The 22,394-nt window shown below is 62.9% G+C and carries 19 protein-coding genes; 13 read left to right on the plus strand and 6 right to left on the minus strand.

Annotated elements, in window-relative coordinates:
* The first annotated feature begins 5 nt into the window (after window positions 1-5).
* Window positions 6-578 carry a transglycosylase SLT domain-containing protein gene (locus ACYCFC_RS08590; protein ID WP_459653679.1) on the plus strand — a complete coding sequence of 191 codons (573 nt, stop codon included), beginning with the start codon at window positions 6-8 and terminating at the stop codon, window positions 576-578.
* An 86-nt stretch (window positions 579-664) separates the two neighbouring features.
* Here ACYCFC_RS08590 and ACYCFC_RS08595 read toward each other — a convergent pair whose 3' ends face one another.
* Window positions 665-1,123, minus strand: a complete 459-nt coding sequence (locus ACYCFC_RS08595) for a TlpA family protein disulfide reductase (RefSeq protein WP_459653680.1) — start codon at window positions 1,121-1,123, stop codon at window positions 665-667.
* Window positions 1,120-2,376: a virulence factor BrkB family protein gene (locus tag ACYCFC_RS08600; RefSeq protein WP_459653681.1), complete on the minus strand. Its 1,257-nt coding sequence runs from the start codon at window positions 2,374-2,376 to the stop codon at window positions 1,120-1,122. Before ACYCFC_RS08600 ends, ACYCFC_RS08595 begins: the two co-directional genes overlap by 4 nt.
* Before the next feature lie 101 nt (window positions 2,377-2,477).
* Here ACYCFC_RS08600 and arsC point away from each other — a divergent pair, with 101 nt between their 5' ends.
* From arsC to ACYCFC_RS08625, 5 genes are all read left to right on the plus strand, one after another.
* On the plus strand, window positions 2,478-2,831 hold the full coding sequence (arsC, locus tag ACYCFC_RS08605; protein WP_459653682.1) for an arsenate reductase (glutaredoxin): 354 nt from the start codon (window positions 2,478-2,480) through the stop codon (window positions 2,829-2,831).
* On the plus strand, window positions 2,828-3,433 hold the full coding sequence (gene wrbA / locus ACYCFC_RS08610; RefSeq protein WP_181082656.1) for an NAD(P)H:quinone oxidoreductase: 606 nt from the start codon (window positions 2,828-2,830) through the stop codon (window positions 3,431-3,433). Before arsC ends, wrbA begins: the two co-directional genes overlap by 4 nt.
* Entirely contained in the window at window positions 3,426-3,836 is a 411-nt protein-coding gene (locus tag ACYCFC_RS08615; protein WP_181082655.1) for a DUF2069 domain-containing protein, read from the plus strand. The genes wrbA and ACYCFC_RS08615 overlap by 8 nt, the downstream gene beginning before the upstream one ends.
* 318 nt (window positions 3,837-4,154) lie before the next feature.
* Window positions 4,155-5,666 (plus strand): succinate CoA transferase, encoded by a 1,512-nt coding sequence (locus ACYCFC_RS08620; RefSeq protein ID WP_181082654.1) that lies wholly within the window; start codon window positions 4,155-4,157, stop codon window positions 5,664-5,666.
* Window positions 5,667-5,946: 280 nt separating this feature from the next.
* Window positions 5,947-6,783: a hypothetical protein gene (locus tag ACYCFC_RS08625; protein WP_459653683.1), complete on the plus strand. Its 837-nt coding sequence runs from the start codon at window positions 5,947-5,949 to the stop codon at window positions 6,781-6,783.
* Between the two features lie 83 nt (window positions 6,784-6,866).
* Here ACYCFC_RS08625 and hda read toward each other — a convergent pair whose 3' ends face one another.
* The 3 genes from hda to ACYCFC_RS08640 form a co-directional block, all read right to left on the minus strand.
* Window positions 6,867-7,571 carry a DnaA regulatory inactivator Hda gene (hda, locus tag ACYCFC_RS08630; protein WP_181082652.1) on the minus strand — a complete coding sequence of 235 codons (705 nt, stop codon included), beginning with the start codon at window positions 7,569-7,571 and terminating at the stop codon, window positions 6,867-6,869.
* A complete protein-coding gene (locus ACYCFC_RS08635; protein ID WP_459653684.1) occupies window positions 7,568-8,674 on the minus strand; it encodes an AI-2E family transporter in 1,107 nt (368 codons plus the stop codon). The genes hda and ACYCFC_RS08635 overlap by 4 nt, the downstream gene beginning before the upstream one ends.
* Window positions 8,675-8,786: 112 nt before the next feature.
* Complete coding sequence (locus ACYCFC_RS08640; protein ID WP_459653685.1) at window positions 8,787-9,884, minus strand: DUF2066 domain-containing protein; 1,098 nt, start codon at window positions 9,882-9,884, stop codon at window positions 8,787-8,789.
* 308 nt (window positions 9,885-10,192) lie between these two features.
* On the opposite strand from ACYCFC_RS08640, the gene purM reads away from it, so the two are divergent.
* The 5 genes from purM to dapC all read left to right on the plus strand — a co-directional run bounded on the left by purM (window position 10,193) and on the right by dapC (window position 14,734).
* Window positions 10,193-11,251, plus strand: coding sequence for a phosphoribosylformylglycinamidine cyclo-ligase (gene purM, locus ACYCFC_RS08645; RefSeq protein WP_459653686.1), 1,059 nt, complete (start codon window positions 10,193-10,195; stop codon window positions 11,249-11,251).
* Window positions 11,251-11,898 carry a phosphoribosylglycinamide formyltransferase gene (gene purN, locus ACYCFC_RS08650; RefSeq protein ID WP_459653687.1) on the plus strand — a complete coding sequence of 216 codons (648 nt, stop codon included), beginning with the start codon at window positions 11,251-11,253 and terminating at the stop codon, window positions 11,896-11,898. The genes purM and purN overlap by 1 nt, the downstream gene beginning before the upstream one ends.
* A gap of 9 nt (window positions 11,899-11,907) precedes the next feature.
* Window positions 11,908-12,618, plus strand: coding sequence for a DUF3108 domain-containing protein (locus tag ACYCFC_RS08655; RefSeq protein ID WP_459653688.1), 711 nt, complete (start codon window positions 11,908-11,910; stop codon window positions 12,616-12,618).
* Window positions 12,619-12,664: 46 nt separating this feature from the next.
* Window positions 12,665-13,333, plus strand: coding sequence for a COG3650 family protein (locus ACYCFC_RS08660; protein WP_459653689.1), 669 nt, complete (start codon window positions 12,665-12,667; stop codon window positions 13,331-13,333).
* A gap of 192 nt (window positions 13,334-13,525) precedes the next feature.
* Window positions 13,526-14,734, plus strand: a complete 1,209-nt coding sequence (dapC, locus tag ACYCFC_RS08665; protein WP_459653690.1) for a succinyldiaminopimelate transaminase — start codon at window positions 13,526-13,528, stop codon at window positions 14,732-14,734.
* Between the two features lie 218 nt (window positions 14,735-14,952).
* On the opposite strand, the gene ACYCFC_RS08670 is transcribed toward dapC, so the two are convergent.
* Window positions 14,953-16,404: a glyceraldehyde-3-phosphate dehydrogenase gene (locus tag ACYCFC_RS08670; RefSeq protein ID WP_459653691.1), complete on the minus strand. Its 1,452-nt coding sequence runs from the start codon at window positions 16,402-16,404 to the stop codon at window positions 14,953-14,955.
* A 158-nt stretch (window positions 16,405-16,562) separates the two neighbouring features.
* On the opposite strand from ACYCFC_RS08670, the gene mfd reads away from it, so the two are divergent.
* Together mfd and ACYCFC_RS08680 are read left to right on the plus strand one after the other, a co-directional pair.
* On the plus strand, window positions 16,563-20,012 hold the full coding sequence (gene mfd, locus ACYCFC_RS08675; protein WP_459653692.1) for a transcription-repair coupling factor: 3,450 nt from the start codon (window positions 16,563-16,565) through the stop codon (window positions 20,010-20,012).
* Entirely contained in the window at window positions 20,009-22,366 is a 2,358-nt protein-coding gene (locus ACYCFC_RS08680; protein ID WP_459653693.1) for a DEAD/DEAH box helicase, read from the plus strand. Before mfd ends, ACYCFC_RS08680 begins: the two co-directional genes overlap by 4 nt.
* Window positions 22,367-22,394: the final 28 nt, after the last annotated feature.

Here is a 22,394-nt window from a genome sequence, read left to right on the forward strand (position 1 = left end):
GAACGATGAAGCTGCGCGCCTGCCTGCTGTTGCTGTGGCTGGCGTTCGTGCCGCCAACCTCGGCGAATCTGCGCCAGGCGCCCGAGCCGGAACTGCGCGACCTGCTGCAGAAAACCGTCGCCGAGGCGGACAGCTTTCAGGATCGCTTCGAGGCCGAAGTCTGGCTGGTGGACATGTCCGCCCGGCTCAAACGCTATCTGCCCGACGCCCAAGAACGCCTGTCCCTGCTGCGCCTGGTGCACCAGGAAGCCAGCAAGGCCGGGCTCAGACCCGAACTGGTGCTGGCGCTGATCCATGCCGAAAGCCATTTCGACCGCTTCGCCATCTCCAGCGTGGGCGCGCAGGGCATGATGCAGGTCATGCCCTTCTGGAAAGCCGAGCTCGGTCGCCCGCAGGACAACCTCACCGACAACGCGACCAACCTGCGCTATGGCTGCACCATCCTCAGCTACTACCTCAAGCGCGAAAAAGGCGACATCAACCGCGCCCTCGCCCGCTACAACGGCAGCCTCGGCCAGACCCGCTATCCCAGCAAGGTCATCGGCTTCTGGCAGGACTTCTGGTACGTGAGACCTTAAGCAGCTGTAAGCCGCAAGCTACAAGCTGCAAGTTAAGAGCAAGAGCTAGAGTGGCGCTTTTACTTGTAGCTTGAGGCTTGCCGCGCTTAACGCTGCCTTAACTCTTGCAGTTGCGCCTGCAACCCTTCGGCGGTCTGTTCACCCACCAGCCGTTGGCGTACCTTTCCGGCGCTATCGACGAGATAGGTCACCGGCAGTACCGCACTGCGTGGCAGATCCAGGCGCTCGGCGGGATCGAGGCTGAGCACGCGGAAATCGATCCCCAGATCAGTTGCCGCCGCCGCCAACTCTTCCCCCTGCAGCCCATCGAAATTGACGCCCAGTACGGTGATGTCGCCGTGCGCATCATCCAGTGCATTCAACTCGGGAATCTCGGTGCGGCACGGTCCACACCACTCCGCCCAGTAGTTGATCACCAGCCACTGGCCGTCGAGTTGCTGCGCCGTCACTTGCGCACCATGCTGGTCCAGGCCCCAGTCTTCACTGCAGCCCGCCAACGCCAGGCAAGCCAGCAGACTCAACCCCATCAGGGATCGCTTGATCATTCTCGACTCCTTGCATCATCACCCGCAGGCGCGCTTGTCGACTCCGCCTGCAGCCAATCGGCAACACTACCGCCGAATAGCTTCGACCGTTCTTCCTGCAGCGACTCCATGGCCTGACGCAAAGCCGGGTACCAAGGCTCATCCAACTGCTCAGGCAGCGCGTGCATGCCCGAAAGCGGCCAGGGATTACTGCGCAGCAACTGATCGAAGCTGTAATGATGCAGATCCCGAGACATGACCCAACCGGACGAACCAGTGCGACAGACCAGACGCTCGCGCTCGAAGAATTCCAGTATCTCGTCCCACTCATCCTCAGGCAACAACCAGCCGTTGCGATGGGCATCTCTGAGCCGCACTGCGCGCCCGGCCTGCTGATGCTGGTAGAAAATCCTCAGCAGCGCCAGCATCACCAGCAAGCGAGGCGCCGGCTGACGCCGCCATTGTTGCGAAGACGACAGGCCGCAGACCAGCTCGGCCCCGAACAGCACGATCATCCAGGACAGGTAAATCCACAGCAGAAACAACGGCACGGCGGCAAAAGCGCCGTAGATCAGCTGATAGCTGGGAAAGTAACTGACGTACAGGCCGAACACCTGCTTGGCCGCCTCGAACAGCACCGCCGTGAAAATACCGCCGACCAGCGCATGCCGCAGCGGCACACGGGTATTGGGCACGGCGGCGTAGATCAGCGTGAAGGCGGCAATGCTCAGCAGCAGCGGCATCGCCTTGAGCATGGTGCCAGCGCCAATCAGCGCGTAGGGGCCGGACAGCAGCGACAACGAGGCGATATAGGTGCTCATGGCGAAACCCGCGCCAAGCAACAGCGGGCCGAGGCTGAGAATCGCCCAGTACAGCAGGAAGCTCGACATTCCCCGGCGCGGCTGGCGCACACGCCAGATAAGGTTGAAAGCCTTTTCGATGGTCAGCAACATCATCAGCGCCGTCGCCATCAGAAAACCCACACCAAACCAGGTCAGTTGCCGCGCCTGATTGGTGAAGGCGACCAGGTATTCCTGAATGGTTGCGCCCGTCGAGGGAATGAAGTTGTTGAAGATATACATCTGAATCTGCTCGCCCACGCCCTGGAAGGCCGGAATGGCCGAAAGCATGGCGAAGGTGACGGTCATCATCGGCACCACCGCGAACAGCGTGGTGTAGGTCAGCGCCGCCGCGCTCTGAGGCCCGTGATCCACGAGAAAACGCTGCACCAGAAAACGGCAGAACTCCACGAAATCGTTGATCCGTTGCTGCATTCCATCTCCTCGGTGAACGCCTGCTGCTGCCTGCCAGCGTTTCAGTCATCGCCGCTTTGAAGGTTAGAATGACCAACTACATTGGCGCGAAGCAACCTCAAATGACCGAACTCACCCTTTACCACAATCCACGCTGCTCGAAATCACGACAGGCCCTGGAATTGCTCGAAGAGCGTGGTCTGCAGCCGACCATCGTCCACTATCTGGAAGCGCCGCCCACAGCGAGCGAACTCCGGGTGCTCCTTGCCAGCCTGGGCATCACCCCGCGACAGTTGCTGCGCAGCGGCGAAGAGGAATACAGCAACCTCAACCTGTCTGACCCTGCGCTCAGCGACGCACAGCTCATTGCAGCGATGGCCGCTCATCCCCGCCTTATCGAGCGTCCGATCCTGACTGCTGGCGATGTAGCAGTAATTGGTCGACCGCCGGAAAAGGTACTGGAGATCCTGCCATGAGCGCGCCCTATATTCTGGTGCTGTATTACAGCCGCCACGGCGCCACGGAGGAAATGGCCCGGCAGATTGCCCGTGGCGTGGAACAGGTCGGGCTCGAAGCACGACTGCGCACCGTGCCTGCCGTTTCCACCGAGTGTGAGGCCGTTGCGCCGAGCATCCCGGAACAGGGCGCAATATACGCAACGCTCGACGACCTGAAGAACTGCGCAGGCCTGGCGCTCGGTAGCCCGACCCGATTCGGCAACATGGCCGCCCCGCTGAAATACTTTCTCGACGGCACCAGCGGTCTCTGGCTGACCGGTGAACTGGTCGGCAAGCCAGCCGGCGCCTTCACGTCCACCGCCAGCCTGCACGGTGGCCAGGAGAGCACCCTGCTCTCCATGCTGCTGCCACTGTTGCATCACGGCATGTTGTTGATGGGCCTGCCGTACAGCGAAAGCGCACTGCTGGAAACACGTGGCGGCGGCACACCCTACGGCCCCAGTCATTTCGCCGGAGCGGATGGCAAGCGCCCGCTGGACGAGCATGAAATTACTCTGTGTCGTGCTCTCGGCGAACGCCTGGCCCGCACAGCAACCGCACTGGAGTGCAAACGTGGCTAGAAAGAAAAAGCCGTTGCCGACGCTCGAATGGCTGAAACCGCGAGTCAAGATCAGCCGGACGATCAGCATGGTCAGCTTTGTCGCCCTCGCCGCATTACTGCTGGTCTGGAATCTGGCATTTGCCGAACTCTACGGCGCGCGTACCTGGGTGGTGATCAGCATTCAGCTGATTCCCTTGCTGCTGGTCGCGCCCGGAATGATAGGCGGCAGCCCCCGCGCGCATGCCTGGACCTGCTTTATCGTCAATCTGTACTTTATCCAGGGTGTACTTGCTGCCATCGACCCGGCACGAATGATCTATGGCTGGCTGGAAGCGAGTATCAGTCTGACCTTGTTCATCAGTGCCCTGCTCTACACCCGCTGGGGCTACCAGTACGAGCGAAAAGCCGCTGGCGAGAGCTGATCGGGAGCATTTCGATGCAACCTGAACCATCGACTTTCGTATAACTGCCAAAAAAGCAGGGAACCCTAGAATGGGGCGAGCAAGTAGGGCCTGCTCCCGTTCCCTCGTGATTCGACGAAACGGGAATAGCCCCTTGGGGAATGTAAAATTGCATGCACGCCACCCTCAATGGACTTCCGCAAGTGCGGGTGGTAAAAGAGTCGGGTTTTTGCCTTCCGGTTTGGAAGACAGCTGCATCCAGCGCCTTTCAGGGCGCCAGGTAAATCACGGATGCAGAACCTCGACAGACATTCATGAGACGAATTCTACGGTGACTTCATGACAACGGATTTGAACAAATACATTCGCAATGCTGCATTCCTGGATAAAGTCGTTTCCGCAGAAGAAGCTGCATCGTGGATCGAAGACGGCATGACACTGGGCATGAGTGGCTTCACTCTGTTCGGTGAGCCAAAAGAATTCCCCAGAGCATTGTCTGAGCGCGGCCAAAAAGAGAAGTTCAAGGTCAACCTGTTCACCGGCGCCTCCATGGGGCCTGCCGCTGACCAATCCATGGCTGAAGCCGGCATCATCAACAAGCGCATTCCCTATCAGGGCAACCCGGTCCAGCGCAAGAAAATCAACGCCGGTGAAGTCCTCTATATCGACCAGCATCTGTCCCACATGGCAGAGCTGATCCGCCAGGGCGTCCTGCCTCAGGTCGACTACGCGATCATCGAAGCGGCAGCCATTACCGAAGACGGCCAGATCATTCCGACCGGCTCCGTGGGTAACTCGCCGATCTTCGTACAGACCGCCAAGCACGTGATCATCGAGCTGAACACCTCCGCTCCGCGCGAGTACGAGGGCATGCACGATATCTATGTGCCTGGCCCTGCCGGTGAAAACGCTCGTAAAGACATCCCTGTCTATGACATCAGTACCCGTATCGGCACCGTGGGCATCCCGGTTGATCCGGCCAAGGTTCGCGGCATCGTCCTGTCCAGCCAGCCGGACATCCCGTCGCCGCTGTTCGAACCGAACGAAGAAACCCAGCAGATCGCCGACAACCTGCTGGACTTCCTCCGCGCAGAAGTAAAAGCCGGTCGCCTGACCAACAGCCTGGCTCCGCTGCAGTCCGGTGTGGGTTCCGTAGCCAACGCCGTACTGAACGGCATGCGCACCTCCGAGTTCAAAGACCTGGTGGTGGCTTCGGAAGTACTGCAGGACGGCGTATTCGACCTGATCGACGCTGGCGTGGTGAAGTTCGCTGCCGGCACCGCCTTCTCGCTGTCCAAGAAGCGCGTCGACAACCTGGCTTCCGACATGGCCAAGTACGCAGGCAAGGTGGTATTCCGTCCGCAGGAAATCTCCAACCATCCTGAAGTCATCCGCCGCCTGGGTATCATTTCCTTCAACACTGCGCTGGAAGCCGATATCTACGGCAACGTGAACTCCACTCACGTCAGCGGTACCCACATGATGAACGGTATCGGCGGTTCGGGTGACTTCGCCCGTAACGCACGCATCAGCATCTTCGTGACCACCTCCACGGCGAAGCAGGGCAAGATCTCTTCGATCGTGCCGTTCGCAACCCACATCGACCATACCAACCACGATGTGGACTGCATCATCACCGAACAGGGCTATGCCGATCTGCGCGGCCTCGCGCCCGTCGAAGCGGCTCAGCGCATCATCGAAAACTGCATGCATCCCGATTACAAGCAGCAAGCCTATGACTATCTGGAAGAGGCCAAGGCGCGCGGCGGCCACACTCCGCACGTACTGGAAAAAGCCTTCTCCTGGCACGCCAACCTGGCTGAGCATGGCACCATGCATCTGAAGAAGTAATCGGCACTGCCAGCAACTGAAAAGGGTCCCGCGAGGGACCCTTTTTTGTGGCCTGCCATCCCTGGCAGCCACCCTGCGGGCCGTCGCTGGCGCGACGTCAAAAATCGCTCCCGGCGATTTTTTGTGGGTATCTCGCGAGCAAGGAAGTACTTTCCTTGAGAGTTGCAGCTCGCCCTCGTCGGGTTACGCCTTCGGCTAACACGACCTGCGAAACTTGCCGCCGCCCTTCAACTTTCCAGGCGTTCAGCCGATAGGGTTGGATAGCGCAAGGAGTGCAGGCATGACCCTCTTTCTCGATACCGCTTCCAGAGCATCTTTCATCCAGCGTGCCGATGCGAGCACGTCACGTATCGCCCAGGCCGCTGTCGAGTCCGATGAGTCCACGCCTGATGTACGCCAGACCCTCGGCGCAGCCTTGAAGAAAACAGGCGAAGCCGCCCACGCCTTTGGCAGCGCACTCTCCACCCGCTTCGATGAAGCCCGCAAAAACAGCGCTCGCGAGCAGGTGTCGCAGGTTCATCAACGCATCCAGATGCTCAAGCGGATGATTTTGCTCTTTGGCGGTTCCAAGGCCCTGCTGCGTGAGCTCAAGCAACTGGCCGGCACACTCGCCACAGCGGCCAAAGTGCTGAACGAAGGCGGCAACGGCATGAATACGCCGACATTTACCTACAGCGAGACAGGCACCCTGCCCAGCCAGCCCGGCATGCCGACCGACAGCCCTGACACCTCATCCATGCCGGAGAGCAACGAACAACAGCAAGCCCAGACGCTCACCGCACAAGTCCAGCAAGAACTTACCGATCAGCAAGCCAGCGCCGAAGAAGAAAACGAAGACGAAGAAGCGCCCCACCCGCAGCCCACCTCGTTCGACGCCCAGCCCCCTGCAGGAAGCCGGCAATCTCAACGCCATTCCGACGCCAAACTGCTCGCAGAGGCCCTGCGCGAACTCAAGGCCCTGGTGGCTGCCGCCAAGGCAGCCCAGCGCAAACCCGACCGCGAAGACCAGAAAGATCTCAGTAAAATTGATAGAGACCTGAAACAGGTTGAGCAGTCCATAAGCAGCCTGAACGCAACGACAGCACCCATGCCTGGCAGCCTCTCCATCCACGCATAGGCTGGCACAACCCTTCGCGCCTGAAGTCGCTTCCACGAATGCTCCGCCCCGTGGAGCAGCCTGCCTTCAGATCGGCTTGGCGTTTACCAGCCGAGCGTTTCCTTGAGGAAGGGAATGGTCAGTTTGCGCTGGGCCTGCAATGAGGCCTGATCGAGGCGGTCGAGGAGTTCGAACAGTGCGTTCATGCTCCTTGCGCCGCGTGTGAGGATGAAACGACCCACATCATCCGGCAGGTTCAGGCCACGCCGCGAGGCACGCAACTGAAGCGCGCGCAGCTTGTCCTCATCAGAGAGCTGCTGCAGCTGGAACACCAGCGCCAGGCTCAGCCGGGACTTGAGATCGGGCAGCTGCACGGCGATTTCACGCGGCGAGGCATCTGCCGCGAGCAGCAGACGGCGCCCGCTGTCGCGCAGGCGATTGAACAGATGGAACAGCGCCTCTTCCCAAAGCGGGTCAGCGGCGACCGCATCCAGGTCATCCAGGCACACCAGCTCGCATTGCTCCAGATTATCCAGCAGCGCCGGACCATACTCGGCTACCTCAGCCAGCGGCAGATAGACAGCCCGCTCACCACGCTGTTCGACACGCAGGCAGGCAGCCTGTAACAGGTGACTGCGCCCGACGCCAAGATTGCCCCAGAGATAGATCAGCTCATCCGACCAGCCGGCCTCGGGCGAACAGACACGCTCGACATAGCCCATCGCAGCAGCATTGGCGCCCGGATAGAAGTTGGCGAAGGTTGCATCGTCACGAAGACGGATGCCCAAAGGGAGCTGGATGGGTTTCATGGCTGACTTGGCGGCTCGATGGGTGCAGGCGCTTCGACGACGGGCTCGGCGTACAAATCGGAGAGTTTATAGAGATCATGCACATGACGCAGCAGAACCATGATCACCGCCGCCACCGGCAATGCCAGCAGAATGCCAGCAAAACCGAACAACTGTCCTCCGGCCAGCACCGCAAAGATCACAGCCACAGGATGCAGGCCGATCCGATCCCCCACCAGCAGCGGCGTCAGCAACATGCCTTCGAGCATCTGCCCCACCGTGAATACCGCCACAACGCCCAACAAGGGATAGGGAGCGAGGCCGAACTGGAACAGTACCGCGACGATTGCCGCACCGATGCCGACCACGAAGCCCATGTAGGGCACGATGCTGGCGAGCCCGGCCAGCACCCCGATCAACAGTCCCAGCTCGACGCCGATCAGCATCAGACCAACGGAATAAACCACCGCCAGCGCCAGCATCACCAACAGCTGTCCACGCAGAAAGGCGCCGATCACCTCATGGCATTCACGCATCAGCTGCATGACGGTCTGCTCGCGCCGGCGCGGCAGCAGCCCACGCAGCTTGGCCATGATCAGGTCCCAGTCACGCAGCAGGTAGAAGCAGACCACCGGCACCAGCAGCAGATTCGCCAGCCAGGCCAGCAGTGCCAGGCTCGAAGCCGTCGCCTGGCTGAGAATCACCGCCAGCACATCCTTTGTGCTGCCGAGGTTGCCTGAGAATGCGCTCTTGAGCTGGTCGAGGCGCCAGAAGTCTTCTTCGAGGCCGAACCGCGTCTGCACCCAAGGCAACGCCGTGACCTGCAGCCAGTCGAGCCCCTGCGGCGCCAGCTCGTACAAATGCATCAATTGCTTGCCGAGCATCGGCAGCAGCACCAATAGCAGCAGCATGCAGAGCAAGGTAAACAGCGTGAACACCACGATCACGCCCCAGGTACGGGAAAGGTTCCTGCGCTCCAGACGATCCACCAGCGGGTCGCCCAGATAGGCCAGCAGAATACCCACCAGAAACGGCGAAAGAATCGGCGAAAGCCGATAAATCAGCCAGCCGAGCAATACGAGTGCCGCCAGCCATAGCCAGCGGTTGGTATGTGTAATCGTCATGTTCAGTATGCCTTGTTCAGATATCCGCAGACTGCAGGGTGGCTGCAGCCGCGAATCCAGCATGCGCATCGGAATGCGGCGCGCCATGCGCCGGCCAAAAAGTGAACGTCCATCACCAGCGATAGCGCAACACGTCGCCTTCGTCGGGCTGCTGCGGTTGCTCAGCGGCAGGCTGATCCGGCTCTGCCAGCGCAGCCTCGGCATCCAGCGGCGTTTCGACATCCGCCGATACTCCGGCGTCCAGCGGCAGCGGGGCCGCAACCTCGTCGGCTGGCACTTCCCGCAGTCGCGCCAGGGCAAGCTGCGCTCGCAACTGCTCCGGGCTGGCGTTGAGCTGATAGACCAGCCGGTCACTTTCCACCCGCAGCAGACGCGCGCCGAAGGGCTCCAGCAGACGGTCCAGCTCGGCAAAGCGCTCGACATCGGCCCCCAGCACCTCAAGGGTGATCTCCGCAGTCGCACCCGGCGCGACACGGTAGTGGGGTGCGAGGAATGCGCTGACCGCCCGCATCACCGCATCGGCCAGCTCGGCGCGATCATCGTCACTCGCCTTGCCCTGGGTCTGCTTGTCGGCCAGCCAGAATATCCAGTCCGCCTCCCAGCGCTCGCCGGACTGGCGCGCCCTCACGGCCAGCAAGCCATCCGCATCGTAGCGTTCGGACAGCTCGCGAAGGGCCTGCGGATCTTTCGCGGCCAGGGTTTCAGCGGTGATGGCGAGCTGTTCGCTCAGATCGGCGAGCGGCAGGCGCAGCGGCAGGCCACGGTGCTGGGCGGCAGCCTGCAGATCGGCGGTACCTTCCTGCGCGTCACCCACGAGCCGGGAACCCTCGATCGATTCGATCAGCCACCAGGCCAGAATACCGGGACGCTCCGCGCCCCACAGCGACAGCCCGGCGGAGCGCAGCGCACGTTCGGTCGTGAGTGGGTCGAAGTCCACCACCAGCGCGCCTTCATCATAGGCATATCGGCTGACCAGCTGCTGCGGGTCCTGGCGCAGTTGCGCAACGGCCTCGCTCGGCGTATCCGCATCGCCCGTCAGGCGCAGCAGCAATGTGTCGAATGCCTGGCGCAACGCATGCTCGCGCTCATCCGACCGCTGCGTGGCAACCGCTTCACGCACCTTGTACAGATCGGCAAGCGGCGCGGCCATGGCTGAAGAAGTGGCCAGCAGCGCGCAGCAGAGGGTCAAAAGACGGGGAATAAGACGCATGAAAGTACTCGCTGGCTGGGCAGACGGGAAAGCCCGGTGGCAACGGCCCATCAGGCCATCGGGAATCAGGCTCACACCTTAAACAGGCCCCTGAATCAGGGCAACCGCTGCGCTGCATGTTGGGCGACAAACAAAGATGGATAGGCAAAACTTCACCGGTCAGGAATCATGCGCGGGATGGCCGCTATGCGGCAAGCCTGATAAAATCGCGCGCTTTCCGCAGACCGGTCTGGCGCCCTCGCCACGTCGAGGCTCAGCCTCGTTCCGACCTGGTCGCCCCGCATTCCCTTCACAGGTCCGGATTCTCTATGAGCAAGCAACCCTCCATCAGCTACAAGGACGCTGGCGTCGATATCGATGCGGGCGAAGCGCTGGTCGAACGCATCAAGGGCGTCGCCAAGCGCACCGCGCGCCCTGAAGTCATGGGCGGCCTGGGCGGCTTCGGCGCGCTCTGTGAAATTCCCGCCGGCTACAGGCAGCCGGTACTGGTTTCCGGCACCGACGGCGTGGGCACCAAGCTGCGCCTGGCGCTGAACCTGAACCGTCACGACAGCATCGGCCAGGACCTGGTCGCCATGTGCGTCAACGACCTGGTGGTGTGCGGCGCCGAGCCGCTGTTCTTCCTCGATTACTACGCCACCGGCAAACTCAACGTCGACATCGCCGCCACCGTGGTCACCGGCATCGGCGCCGGCTGCGAGCTGGCCGGCTGTTCGCTGGTCGGTGGTGAAACCGCCGAAATGCCCGGCATGTACGAGGGCGAAGACTACGACCTGGCCGGCTTCTGCGTCGGCGTGGTGGAAAAGAGCGAAATCATCGATGGCTCGAAAGTCGCCGCCGGCGATGCGCTGATCGCGCTGCCCTCTTCCGGCCCGCATTCCAATGGTTACTCGCTGATCCGCAAGATCATCGAAGTCGCCGGCGCCGATATCGAGCAGATCCAGCTCGACGGCAAGCCGCTGACCGAACTGCTGATGGCGCCGACACGCATCTACATCAAGCCGCTGCTCAAGCTGATCAAGGACACCGGCGCGGTCAAGGCCATGGCCCATATCACCGGCGGCGGTCTGCTGGACAATATCCCGCGCGTCCTGCCCGAGGGCAGCCAGGCGGTCATCGACGTCGCCAGCTGGCAGCGTCCGGCAGTGTTCGACTGGCTGCAGCAGCAGGGCAACGTCGACGAGCACGAGATGCATCGCGTGCTCAACTGCGGCGTCGGCATGGTCATCTGCGTGGCGCAGGAACAGGTCGAAAGCGTTCTCGGTAACCTGCGCGCAAGCGGCGAGTCGCCCTGGGTCATCGGCGAGATCGCAACCGCTGGCGCTGATGCCGAGCGTGTCGTGCTGAACAATCTGAAAAACCGCTGATGAGCGCACCCTGCAATGTCGTCGTACTGATTTCCGGGTCTGGCAGCAACCTCCAGGCCCTGATCGACAGCCTGGGTGACGAAAACCCTACCTGCATCCGCGCGGTGATCTCCAATCGCGCCGAAGCATTCGGACTGCACCGCGCGCAGGCTGCCGGTATTCCCGCCCATGTGGTGCAGCACAAGGACTTCAGTGATCGCGAGGCCTTCGATACCGCGCTGATGGCGATCATCGACCAGTATTCGCCGCAACTGGTGCTGCTGGCCGGCTTCATGCGCATTCTCACACCCGCATTCGTGCGCCATTACCAGGGCCGTCTGCTCAATATCCATCCCTCTCTGCTGCCCCGGCACAAGGGACTGGATACGCATCGCCGCGCCCTCGAAGCCGGCGACAGTGAGCATGGTTGCAGCGTGCACTTCGTCACCGAAGAGCTTGATGGTGGCCCCGTGGCACTACAGGCCGCCTTCACCATCGGCAGCGATAACAGCGTCGACGCCCTGACCAGCCGGGTACACGCCGCCGAACATGTCATCTACCCGCTGGCCGTTCGCTGGTTCGCCGAAGGCCGCTTGCGTCTCGCAGCCCAGGGCGCGATGCTGGACGACGTTCCGCTGCCGGTCACCGGCCACCTGATACGAATCTAGGAGACTCCAATGCGCCGCGCCCTGCTGCTCGCTCTTGCCGTACTGGCCCTGCCGGCCCACGCCCTGGACCTCAAGCCCTTCTCCGCCACCTACACGGCGGACTGGAAACAGGTGCCCGTCAGCGGCACGGCCCAGCGCAGCCTGGAAAAACTCGACGATGGCAACTGGCGGCTCGATTTCGAAGCCTCCATGCTGGTCGCCAGTCTCAACGAGCGCAGCACCTTTGCGCTCGAAGGCGAAACCTTCCTGCCTCAGAGCTACCGCCTCAAGCGCAGCGGTCTGGGCAAGGGCAAGGCGGTCAAGCACACCTTCGACTGGGATGCCAAACAGGTAGTCGGCGAGGATCGCGGCGATCCGGTCAAGCTGCCGCTCAATCGCGGGCTGCTGGACAAGTCCACCTACCAAATTGCGCTGCAACATGCCGTGGCGGCTGGCGAGCGGAGCATGAGTTACCAGGTCGTCGATGGCGATGAAATCGAAACCTACGACTTCCGCGTGCTGGGCGAGGAACAGGTCAGCACCAAGGCTGGCCAGGTCGATGCGATCAAGGTCGAGCGCGTGCGCGATCCCACGCAGAGCAAGCGCCAGACCATTCTCTGGTTCGCCACCGACTGGGACTACCTGCTGGTGCGCCTGCATCAGGTGGAAAAGGACGGCAAGGAATACCAGATCATGCTCGAAGACGGCATCGTCGGCGGCAAAACCGTAAAGGGCAACTGATCCTTCTGCGCCAGCCCGCTGGCGCTCATCTACCTCGAGCTACGCCATGATCAGCCATCGCACTCTGCTGTTTGCCTTGCTGCCACTCTTCGCCGGCTGTCAGATGCTCGGCTGGAATGAGCGCGCCACGGTCCAGCCGACGGAACGCCTGCAAGGCGAGATCACCCGCAGCGAAGGCCAGTTCCTGCTGCGTACCTGTCAGGGTCAGCGCCAGCTGGAACTCGTCGATACCGCCGCAACCGACCTGTCGGACGATGCCCAGGCCCTGTGGAGCGACGGCGGTCAGGCCCTGTTCGCCGACGTGCGCGGCAAACTGGTTTCCAGAGCTGACGGCACAGGCCAGCTGCAACTGACCCGCGTCTATCGCCTGCAGAGCGAAGGTCACGGTTGCAATGCCGACAATTTCCAGCACCTGATGCTGCGCGCAAGTGGCAACGAACCCTTCTGGAGCCTGCGCATCACCCGCCAGGGCATGCTGTTCGAGCGCCCCGATCATCCCCCGCTGGCGCTGCCCTATCTCGAAGAGCAACTGCCCGGTGGGCAGGCCAGTTTCAGCAGCGAAGCCGACAATCAGCGACTCAATCTCTGGGTCGCACCGCAGCGCTGCGTGGACAGCGCCTCGGGCGCCATCAGCCACCTGAGCGCCGAACTGCGCCTCGACGACGGCCAGACCCTTCGCGGCTGCGCCTATTATGGCGGCGCGCGCAACGACTGAAGAGCACCTCTAAAAACTACCTGCGTTGCCATCGCTGCGTTGAAAAAAGCCTCGTGCGCGAGTCCGATCAAAATGCTCATTTACAGCTGTAAACTGCGCTTTTTCGCCTGTTTTCGCCTTGCGCTGACTGCCTCGCCTACGTTTTTAGAAGCACCCTTGAGATTATTTCCCGACGTGTCGAAGACTCCAACAATGAATGACGCCCTGAACCTGCTGCAGCCCTACCCCTTCGAAAAACTCCGCGCCCTGCTTGCCGATGCCCAGCCGCCCGGCGACAAGCGCCCCATCGCGCTGTCCATCGGCGAGCCGAAGCATCGCTCACCAGACTTCGTCGCCCAAGCGCTGGCGGACAACCTCGACCAACTGGCCGTGTACCCGACCACTCTCGGCATTCCTGCACTGCGCGATTCCATCGCCGGCTGGTGTGAGCGCCGCTTTGGCCTGAACCAGGGCGCACTCGACCCGGCGCAACATGTGCTGCCGGTCAACGGCACCCGCGAAGCGCTGTTCTCCTTTACCCAGGCCGTGGTCAACCGCCAGCCCGACGCCCTGGTGATCAGCCCCAACCCCTTCTACCAGATTTACGAGGGCGCCACGCTGCTGGCCGGCGCCACGCCGCATTACCTGCCCTGCACGGCGGAGAACGGTTTCAACCCGGATTTCGACCAGGTTTCGGACGATATCTGGAAGCGCACCCAGATTCTCTTTCTCTGCTCGCCCGGCAACCCCACCGGCGCCCTGGTGCCGCTGGAAACGCTGAAGAAGCTGATCGCGCTGGCCGACGAACATGATTTCGTCATCGCTGCCGACGAGTGCTACAGCGAGCTGTATTTCGACGAAGACCAGCCACCGCCCGGCCTGCTGTCTGCCTGCGCAGCCCTGGGTCGCGATGACTTCAGCCGCTGCGTGGCCTTTCACAGCCTGTCCAAACGCTCCAACCTGCCGGGCCTGCGCTCGGGCTTCGTCGCTGGCGATGCGCGCATCCTCAAGGCCTTCCTGCTCTACCGTACCTACCACGGCTGCGCCATGTCGGTGCCGACGCAACTGGCCAGCATCGCCGCCTGGAACGACGAAGCCCACGTCCAGGCCAATCGCCGGATGTACCGGGAAAAATTCGCTGCCGTGCTGGATATCCTCGCACCGGTTCTGGACGTACAGCGCCCCGATGGCGGCTTCTACCTGTGGCCGAAAACACCCATCGACGACCAGTGCTTTACCCGCGAACTTTATGCTCGTGAACACGTGACCGTAGTACCGGGCTCCTACCTGTCGCGCGAAGTCGATGGCTTCAACCCCGGCGCGGGCCGCGTGCGCCTAGCGCTGGTCGCGCCGCTGGCCGAGTGCATCGAAGCCGCCGAACGGATTCGCGCGTTCGTCCTTTCCCTGGATAGCGAAAGGTAGGGGTTACACCTGCGGATCGTCGGATTACGCCTTCAAATCGCCGGATTACGCCTTCGGCTAATCCGACCTACAAATGCTGGGCTTCGTAGGCCGGGTCACGCTTCACCGACCCGACGGGCGGAGTCAACGTTATTCGCCGGATTAATCGTCCCTGAAGCCACGAAGCTTTTGCTAAAAAAAACGGGAGCCGAAGCTCCCGTCTTTCATTCAGTGTCGCCTCAGCGCGGGAAGGCCGGCGGGTTGACCCCGGCCATGTCTTCCATGACGCGCACGACCTGGCAGCTGTAGCCGAACTCGTTGTCGTACCAGACGTAGAGCACGACACGGTTGTCGCAGCTGATGGTCGCCTCGGCATCGACGACACCGGCATGGCGCGAGCCGACGAAGTCGGTCGACACCACTTCCTGCGAGTTGACGAAGTCGATCTGCTTCTGCAGATCCGAGTGCATGGCCATCTGGCGCAGGTACTCGTTGATTTCTTCGCGGGTGGTGGCCTTCTCCAGGTTCAGGTTGAGAATCGCCATCGAGACGTTGGGCGTTGGCACACGAATGGCGTTGCCGGTCAGCTTGCCCTTGAGCACCGGCAGCGCCTTGGCGGCAGCAGTGGCGGCGCCGGTCTCGGTGATGACCATGTTCAGCGCGGCGCTACGACCACGACGGCTGCCCTTGTGGAAGTTGTCGATCAGGTTCTGGTCGTTGGTGTAGGAATGCACGGTTTCCACGTGGCCGTTGACGATGCCGTACTGGTCATTGACCGCCTTGAGCACCGGCACGATGGCGTTGGTAGTACAGGAAGCCGCGGAGATGATCTTGTCATCGGCGGTGATGTCGCCATGGTTGATGCCATGCACGATGTTCTTCAGTTCGCCCTTGCCTGGCGCGGTCAGCACCACGCGTGCAACGCCTGGGCACTTGAGGTGCTGACTCAGGCCTTCGGCGTCACGCCACTTGCCGGTATTGTCGACCAGCAGCGCGTTCTCGATGCCGTACTGGGTGTAGTCCACCGAGGCCGGATCGTTGGAGTAGATCACCTGGATCAGGTTGCCGTTGGCGGTGATGGTGTTGTTCTCGGCATCGATATGGATAGTGCCGTCGAACGGGCCGTGTACCGAATCGCGGCGCAGCAGGCTGGCACGCTTGACCAGATCGTTCTCGGCACCCTTGCGCACGACGATGGCGCGCAGACGCAGGCCATCGCCGCCACCGGTCTTCTCGATCAGGATACGCGCCAGCAAGCGGCCAATACGGCCAAAACCGTAAAGCACCACGTCGGTGCCCTTGCGCTCGGTGGCTGCGGTGCGCTTGCCCGCGACCTCGGCCAGCTCGTCACGCACGAACTGGTCCAGAGTACGGCCATTGCCTTCGGCCTTGAACTTGCCCACCAGCTTGCCCAGGTCGACCGAAGCGGCGCCCAGGTTCATGTCGGTCATGGTGGTGAGGATCTGGTGGGTTTCGTGGACGGACAGTTCCGCCTCATCGGCCTGGCGGTGGCGAGCGAAGCGATGTGCCTTGAGAATGGCGATCACCGAGCGATTGATCAGGCCACGACCATAGATGGAGGTCACCACGTTGTTGTTGCGGTACAGCTGGCCAATCAGCGGAATCATCGCTTCAGCGAGCGCTTCGCGGTCAATCCATTCACCAAGACACTGGTCGGGCTTCTGAGTCACGGGCAGTTCCTTCCAACATGTAGGGGCAGAGAAAAAGGGCTACATTATGCCGTCGCGCCCCAACTCGGGCAATTGCAACGGACGAAACACTGACAGCCGCGCTCCACGATAGTTACAATCCCGGAGATCTTTTTCCCCGTCCGGAGTCACGTCCACTCGTGTCCGTATTGCGCCTTCCGCCCATGCCTGCCGCCAGCGGCAAGCAAACCTGGGGCAACCTTCCCGGAGCCGCGCTGAGCCTGGCCATCGCCGAATCGGCCAGCCACGCAGAGTGCTTCACCCTTCTTCTCACCGCCGACAGCCAGAGCGCCGAGCGCCTCAAGGAAGAACTCGCCTTCTTCGCCCCCGAACTGCCGGTGCTGCATTTCCCCGACTGGGAAACGCTGCCCTACGACGTGTTCTCGCCGCACCAGGACATCATTTCCCAGCGCATCGCGGCGCTCTATCAACTGCCCGAACTGACCCATGGCGTACTGGTAGTTCCGATCACCACCGCGCTACACCGCCTGGCGCCCAAGCGCTTTCTGCTGGGATCGAGCCTGGTGCTGGACGTCGGCCAGAAGCTCGACGTCGAACAGATGCGTCTGCGCCTGGAAGCCGCCGGCTACCGCTGCGTGGACACGGTGTACGAACATGGCGAATTCGCCGTGCGCGGCGCGCTGATCGACCTTTATCCCATGGGCAGCACCCTGCCCTACCGCATCGACCTGTTCGATGACGAGATCGAGACGCTGCGCACCTTCGACCCGGAGAACCAACGCTCCATCGAGAAAGTAGACTCCGTGCGCCTGCTGCCGGCCCGCGAGTTCCCGCTGAAGAAGGAATCGGTCACCGGCTTTCGCGCGCGCTTCCGTGAACGCTTCGACGTGGATTTCCGCCGCTGCCCGGTCTATCAGGACCTCTCCACCGGCATCACCCCAGCGGGCATCGAGTACTACCTGCCGCTGTTCTTCGACGAGACCTCGACGCTGTTCGACTACCTGCCCGAGGACACCCAGGTGTTTTCCCTGCCGGGCATCGAGCAGGCCGCCGAGCAGTTCTGGAAGGATGTGCGCAACCGCTACGAGGAACGCCGCGTCGATCCCGAGCGCCCTTTGCTGCCGCCCGCCGACCTGTTCGTCCCGGTCGAAGACTGCTTCGCCCGTCTCAAGTTGTGGCCGCGCGTGGTCGCCAGCCAGGAGGATGTGGAAACCGGCATCGGCCGTGAGCGCTTCCCCGCCAGCCCGCTGCCGGAGCTGGCCATCGAAGCCAAGGCCAGCGAGCCGCTGGGGGCGCTGCGACGCTTTCTCGACGAATTCCCCGGTCGCGTGCTGTTCACCGCCGAATCGGCCGGTCGCCGCGAAGTACTGCTGGAACTGCTGGCCCGGCTGAAACTGCGCCCGCAGGAAGTCGATGGCTGGCCGGCATTCCTGCAGAGCGAGGAGCGCCTGGCGATCAGCATCGCCCCGCTGGACGACGGTCTGCTGCTGCAACAGCCGCAGCTGGCGCTGATCGCCGAAAGCCCGCTGTTCGGCCAGCGCATCATGCAGCGCCGCCGCCGCGAGAAGATCCGCGATGCCGGCGACAACGTCATCAAGAACCTCACCGAACTGCGCGAAGGCGCGCCGGTGGTGCACATCGACCACGGCGTGGGCCGCTATCAGGGCCTGATCACCCTGGAGATCGAAGGCCAGTCGGCGGAATTCCTCCAGCTGCAGTACGCCGAGGAAGCCAAGCTCTACGTGCCGGTGGCCAGCCTGCACCTGATCGCCCGCTACACCGGCAGCGACGACGCCCTGGCGCCGCTGCACCGGCTGGGCTCGGAAAGCTGGCAGAAGGCCAAGCGCAAGGCCGCCGAGCAGGTGCGCGACGTCGCCGCCGAACTGCTCGACATCTATGCCCGCCGCGCCGCCCGCGAAGGCTACGCCTTCCAGGACCCGCAGCTGGACTACGACACCTTCAGCGCCGGCTTCCCCTTCGAGGAAACCCCGGACCAGCAGGCGGCCATCGAGGCCGTGCGCGCCGACATGCTCGCGCCCAAGCCCATGGACCGGCTGATCTGCGGCGACGTCGGCTTCGGCAAGACCGAAGTGGCCATGCGCGCGGCTTTCATCGCCGTCCACAGTGGCCGCCAGGTCGCCGTGCTGGTGCCCACCACCCTGCTCGCCCAGCAGCACTACAACAGCTTCCGCGACCGCTTCGCCGACTGGCCGGTACGGGTCGAGGTGATGAGCCGCTTCAAATCCAGCAAGGAAATCCAGGCGGCGGTGGACCAACTGGCCGAAGGCAAGGTGGACATCCTCATCGGCACCCACAAGCTGCTGCAGGACGACGTGAAATTCACCAACCTGGGCCTGGTGATCATCGACGAAGAGCACCGTTTCGGCGTGCGCCAGAAGGAGCAGCTCAAGGCGCTGCGCAGCGAGGTAGATATCCTCACCCTCACCGCCACGCCGATCCCGCGCACCCTGAACATGGCCGTGGCGGGCATGCGCGACCTGTCGATCATCGCCACCCCGCCGGCACGCCGGCTGTCGGTACGCACCTTCGTCATGGAGGCCAACAAGCCGACCATCAAGGAGGCGCTGCTGCGCGAGCTGCTGCGCGGTGGCCAGGTCTACTACCTGCACAACGACGTGAAGACCATCGAGAAATGCGCCGCCGACCTCGCCGAACTGGTGCCCGAGGCGCGCATCGGCATCGGCCACGGGCAGATGCGCGAACGCGAGCTGGAACAGGTGATGGGCGACTTCTACCACAAGCGCTTCAACGTGCTGGTGGCCTCGACCATCATCGAGACCGGCATCGACGTGCCCAGCGCCAACACCATCATCATCGAGCGCGCCGACAAGTTCGGCCTGGCCCAGCTGCATCAGCTGCGCGGTCGCGTCGGGCGCAGCCACCACCAGGCCTACGCCTACCTGCTCACACCGCCGCGCAAGCAGATGACACCGGACGCCGAAAAGCGTCTGGAAGCCATCGCCAATGCCCAGGACCTGGGTGCCGGCTTCGTGCTGGCCACTCATGACCTGGAAATCCGCGGCGCCGGCGAGCTGCTCGGCGACGGCCAGAGCGGGCAGATCCAGGCGGTGGGCTTCACCCTTTATATGGAAATGCTCGAACGTGCGGTCAAGGCCATCCAGAAAGGCGAACAGCCGAACCTGGACCAGCCACTGGGCGGCGGTCCGGAGATCAACCTGCGCATTCCAGCGCTGATCCCCGAAGATTATCTACCGGACGTGCATGCCCGGTTGATCCTCTACAAGCGCATCGCCAACGCCGCCGACGAGGACGGCCTGAACGAGCTGCAGGTGGAGATGATCGACCGCTTCGGCCTGCTGCCCGATGCCGCCAAGCACCTGATCCGCCTGACGCTGCTCAAGCTGCAGGCCGAGAAGCTCGGCATCACCAAGATCGACGCCGGCCCACAGGGCGGGCGCATCGAGTTCGCCGCCGATACGCCGGTGGACCCGATGGCGCTGATCAAGCTGATCCAGTCCCAGCCCAAGCGCTACAAGTTCGAGGGAGCGACGGTGTTCAAATTCCAGGTGCCCATGGAGCGGCCCGAAGAGCGCTTCAACACGCTGGAAGCGCTGCTCGAACGCCTTGCGCCGGCGCCCGAGCCGTGAAGCCGGTCGCCGGGGATGCCGCGGCACAGCCCGGCACACCGGGCCGCCCGCAGACAAGGCGTATCGATGATCTGGCGCCCCGCCCGCGTCTGGCGCTGGGCAGCCATCAGTCGCTGAACTACCACCTTGGCAGCGGGCGGATGATCAGCGAGCAGCAGCACCGCGCCGGGCTCAGCTTCGTCTACGACCGCACCGCGACCCACGGCAAGGGCAAGGCCGACGAGCGCCTGCGCCAGCCCGGTGAGCGGGAAATCCTCAGCATTGCCCGCCAGCCCGCCGCCGAGCAGGCCTTGCGTCAGCGCTTGCAGCACCTGGGGCTGCGCCCTGCCCTGCGCCAGAGCCTGGCGCTGCCGAAAGACTCCGCCGAGATGTACGAACTGCACAATGAAAGCGCCTGGCTGCAGTTCGTGCAGGTGCAGCTGCCGATATTGCGTGACGAAGGCTGGGAAATCCTGATCCAGCCGGGGTTCGCCTACGATCTGCGCGAGGTCGAACAGTGGTACGCCGAGGTCGAGGAATCGCCGGAGCACAGCTGGTTCGAGCTGGAACTGGGTATCGTCGTCGCAGGCGAGCGCATCAGTCTGCTGCCGGTGCTGCTGGACGTGATCCGCAAGACGCCGATGCTGCTGGCCCCGGAACAACTGAGCCTGCGCGGCGACGACGAAGTGCTACGCATCAGCCTCAAACGCCGCGACAGCGAATATCCGCTGCAGGTGCTGCTGCCCTTTGGCCGGCTCAAGCCGATTCTCGCCACCCTCGGCGATCTCTATCTGCAACCGTCCCTGGGCGACAGCCTGCGCCTGGGCCAGGCCGATGCCGCCCGCCTGGCCCAGCTCGACGCAGTGCCCCTGCAATGGCGCGGCGGCGAACACCTGCGTGATTTCGCCCAGCGCCTGCGCGACTATCAGCAGCGCCCCTGCCTGCCACCTGCGGGGCTGCGCGCCGAATTGCGGCCCTATCAGCTGCAGGGCCTGTGCTGGATGCAGACCCTGCGTGAACTGGAAGTGGGTGGCATTCTCGGCGACGACATGGGCCTGGGCAAAACCCTGCAGACCCTGGCCCACCTGCTTACCGAAAAAAACGCCGGTCGCCTTGATCATCCTGCGCTGGTGGTTCTGCCCACCAGCCTGATTCCCAACTGGCAGGACGAGGCGGCGCGCTTCACCCCCGACCTGCGCGTGCTCACCCTGCATGGCCCGAACCGGCAGAAGCACTTCGACGAACTGGCCAACTACGACCTGCTGCTGACCACCTATGCGCTGCTGCCCAGGGATATCGAACAGCTGGTCGAACAACCGCTGCACGTGCTGGTCCTCGACGAGGCGCAGAACATCAAGAACGCCACCAGCAAGGCCGCCCAGGCCGCCAGCCGTTTGCAGGCACGACAACGCCTGTGCCTGAGCGGCACCCCCATGGAAAACAACCTGGGCGAACTCTGGGCGCTGTTCCATTTCCTCATGCCCGGCTGGCTGGGCAGCGCCAGGGAGTTCACCCGCACCTATCGCACGCCCATCGAAAAGCATGGCGACCCGCTGCGCTTGCAGCACCTGAACGAGCGCATCCGCCCCTTCCTCCTGCGCCGGCACAAGGAAGAAGTAGCGCACGAGTTGCCGCCGAAGAACGAAATCATTCACTGGGTAGAGCTGAGCCCGGCGCAACGCGACCTCTACGAGACGGTGCGTCTGGCCATGGATCGCAAGGTGCGCGAGGAGATCGACCGCAGGGGCCTGGCGCGCAGCCAGATCATCGTCCTCGAAGCCCTGCTCAAGCTGCGCCAGGTCTGTTGCGATCTGCGCCTGGTCAAGGGCGAAAGCGCACGTGCGGCTCGCGGCGGCAACTCGGGCAAGCTCGACAGCCTGCTGGAGATGCTGCAGGAACTGCTGGCCGAAGGTCGCCGGGTGCTGCTGTTCTCGCAGTTCACCTCGATGCTCGCGCTGATCGAGGAAAGCCTGCGGCAGCGCGGCATCGACTACGTGCAGATCACCGGCGACACCCGTGACCGCCGCACCCCGGTGCGGCGCTTCCAGAACGGCGAGGTGCCGGTGTTCCTGATCAGCCTCAAGGCCGGCGGAACCGGGCTCAACCTCACAGCCGCCGACACCGTGATCCATTACGATCCCTGGTGGAACCCGGCTGTGGAGAACCAGGCCACCGACCGCGCCTACCGCATCGGCCAGGACAAGCCGGTATTCGTCTACAAGCTGATCGCCCGTGGCACGGTGGAGGAAAAGATCCAGCAACTGCAAGTGCGCAAGGCCGAGCTGGCCGCCAGCGTGCTGCAAGGCACGACGGGTACGGACTGGGCGCTGGACGAACATGATATCGAGGCGCTGCTGGGGCCGATTGAAGGTTGAGCGTAGGGTGGATGTCGCTTTTTTACAT

It is taken from the genome of Stutzerimonas sp. NM35, from assembly GCF_054604355.1.

Coding starts and splice junctions, on each gene's coding strand:
- ACYCFC_RS08600 (WP_459653681.1), bottom strand. CDS start 2,376: ATGCAGCAACGGATCAACGATTTCGTGGAGTTCTGCCGTTTTCTGGTG.
- wrbA (WP_181082656.1), top strand. CDS start 2,828: ATGAGCGCGCCCTATATTCTGGTGCTGTATTACAGCCGCCACGGCGCC.
- ACYCFC_RS08660 (WP_459653689.1), top strand. CDS start 12,665: ATGATCAGCCATCGCACTCTGCTGTTTGCCTTGCTGCCACTCTTCGCC.
- purM (WP_459653686.1), top strand. CDS start 10,193: ATGAGCAAGCAACCCTCCATCAGCTACAAGGACGCTGGCGTCGATATC.
- purN (WP_459653687.1), top strand. CDS start 11,251: ATGAGCGCACCCTGCAATGTCGTCGTACTGATTTCCGGGTCTGGCAGC.
- ACYCFC_RS08625 (WP_459653683.1), top strand. CDS start 5,947: ATGACCCTCTTTCTCGATACCGCTTCCAGAGCATCTTTCATCCAGCGT.
- hda (WP_181082652.1), bottom strand. CDS start 7,571: ATGAAACCCATCCAGCTCCCTTTGGGCATCCGTCTTCGTGACGATGCA.
- ACYCFC_RS08590 (WP_459653679.1), top strand. CDS start 6: ATGAAGCTGCGCGCCTGCCTGCTGTTGCTGTGGCTGGCGTTCGTGCCG.
- dapC (WP_459653690.1), top strand. CDS start 13,526: ATGAATGACGCCCTGAACCTGCTGCAGCCCTACCCCTTCGAAAAACTC.
- ACYCFC_RS08620 (WP_181082654.1), top strand. CDS start 4,155: ATGACAACGGATTTGAACAAATACATTCGCAATGCTGCATTCCTGGAT.
- ACYCFC_RS08595 (WP_459653680.1), bottom strand. CDS start 1,123: ATGATCAAGCGATCCCTGATGGGGTTGAGTCTGCTGGCTTGCCTGGCG.
- arsC (WP_459653682.1), top strand. CDS start 2,478: ATGACCGAACTCACCCTTTACCACAATCCACGCTGCTCGAAATCACGA.
- ACYCFC_RS08655 (WP_459653688.1), top strand. CDS start 11,908: ATGCGCCGCGCCCTGCTGCTCGCTCTTGCCGTACTGGCCCTGCCGGCC.
- ACYCFC_RS08640 (WP_459653685.1), bottom strand. CDS start 9,884: ATGCGTCTTATTCCCCGTCTTTTGACCCTCTGCTGCGCGCTGCTGGCC.
- ACYCFC_RS08635 (WP_459653684.1), bottom strand. CDS start 8,674: ATGACGATTACACATACCAACCGCTGGCTATGGCTGGCGGCACTCGTA.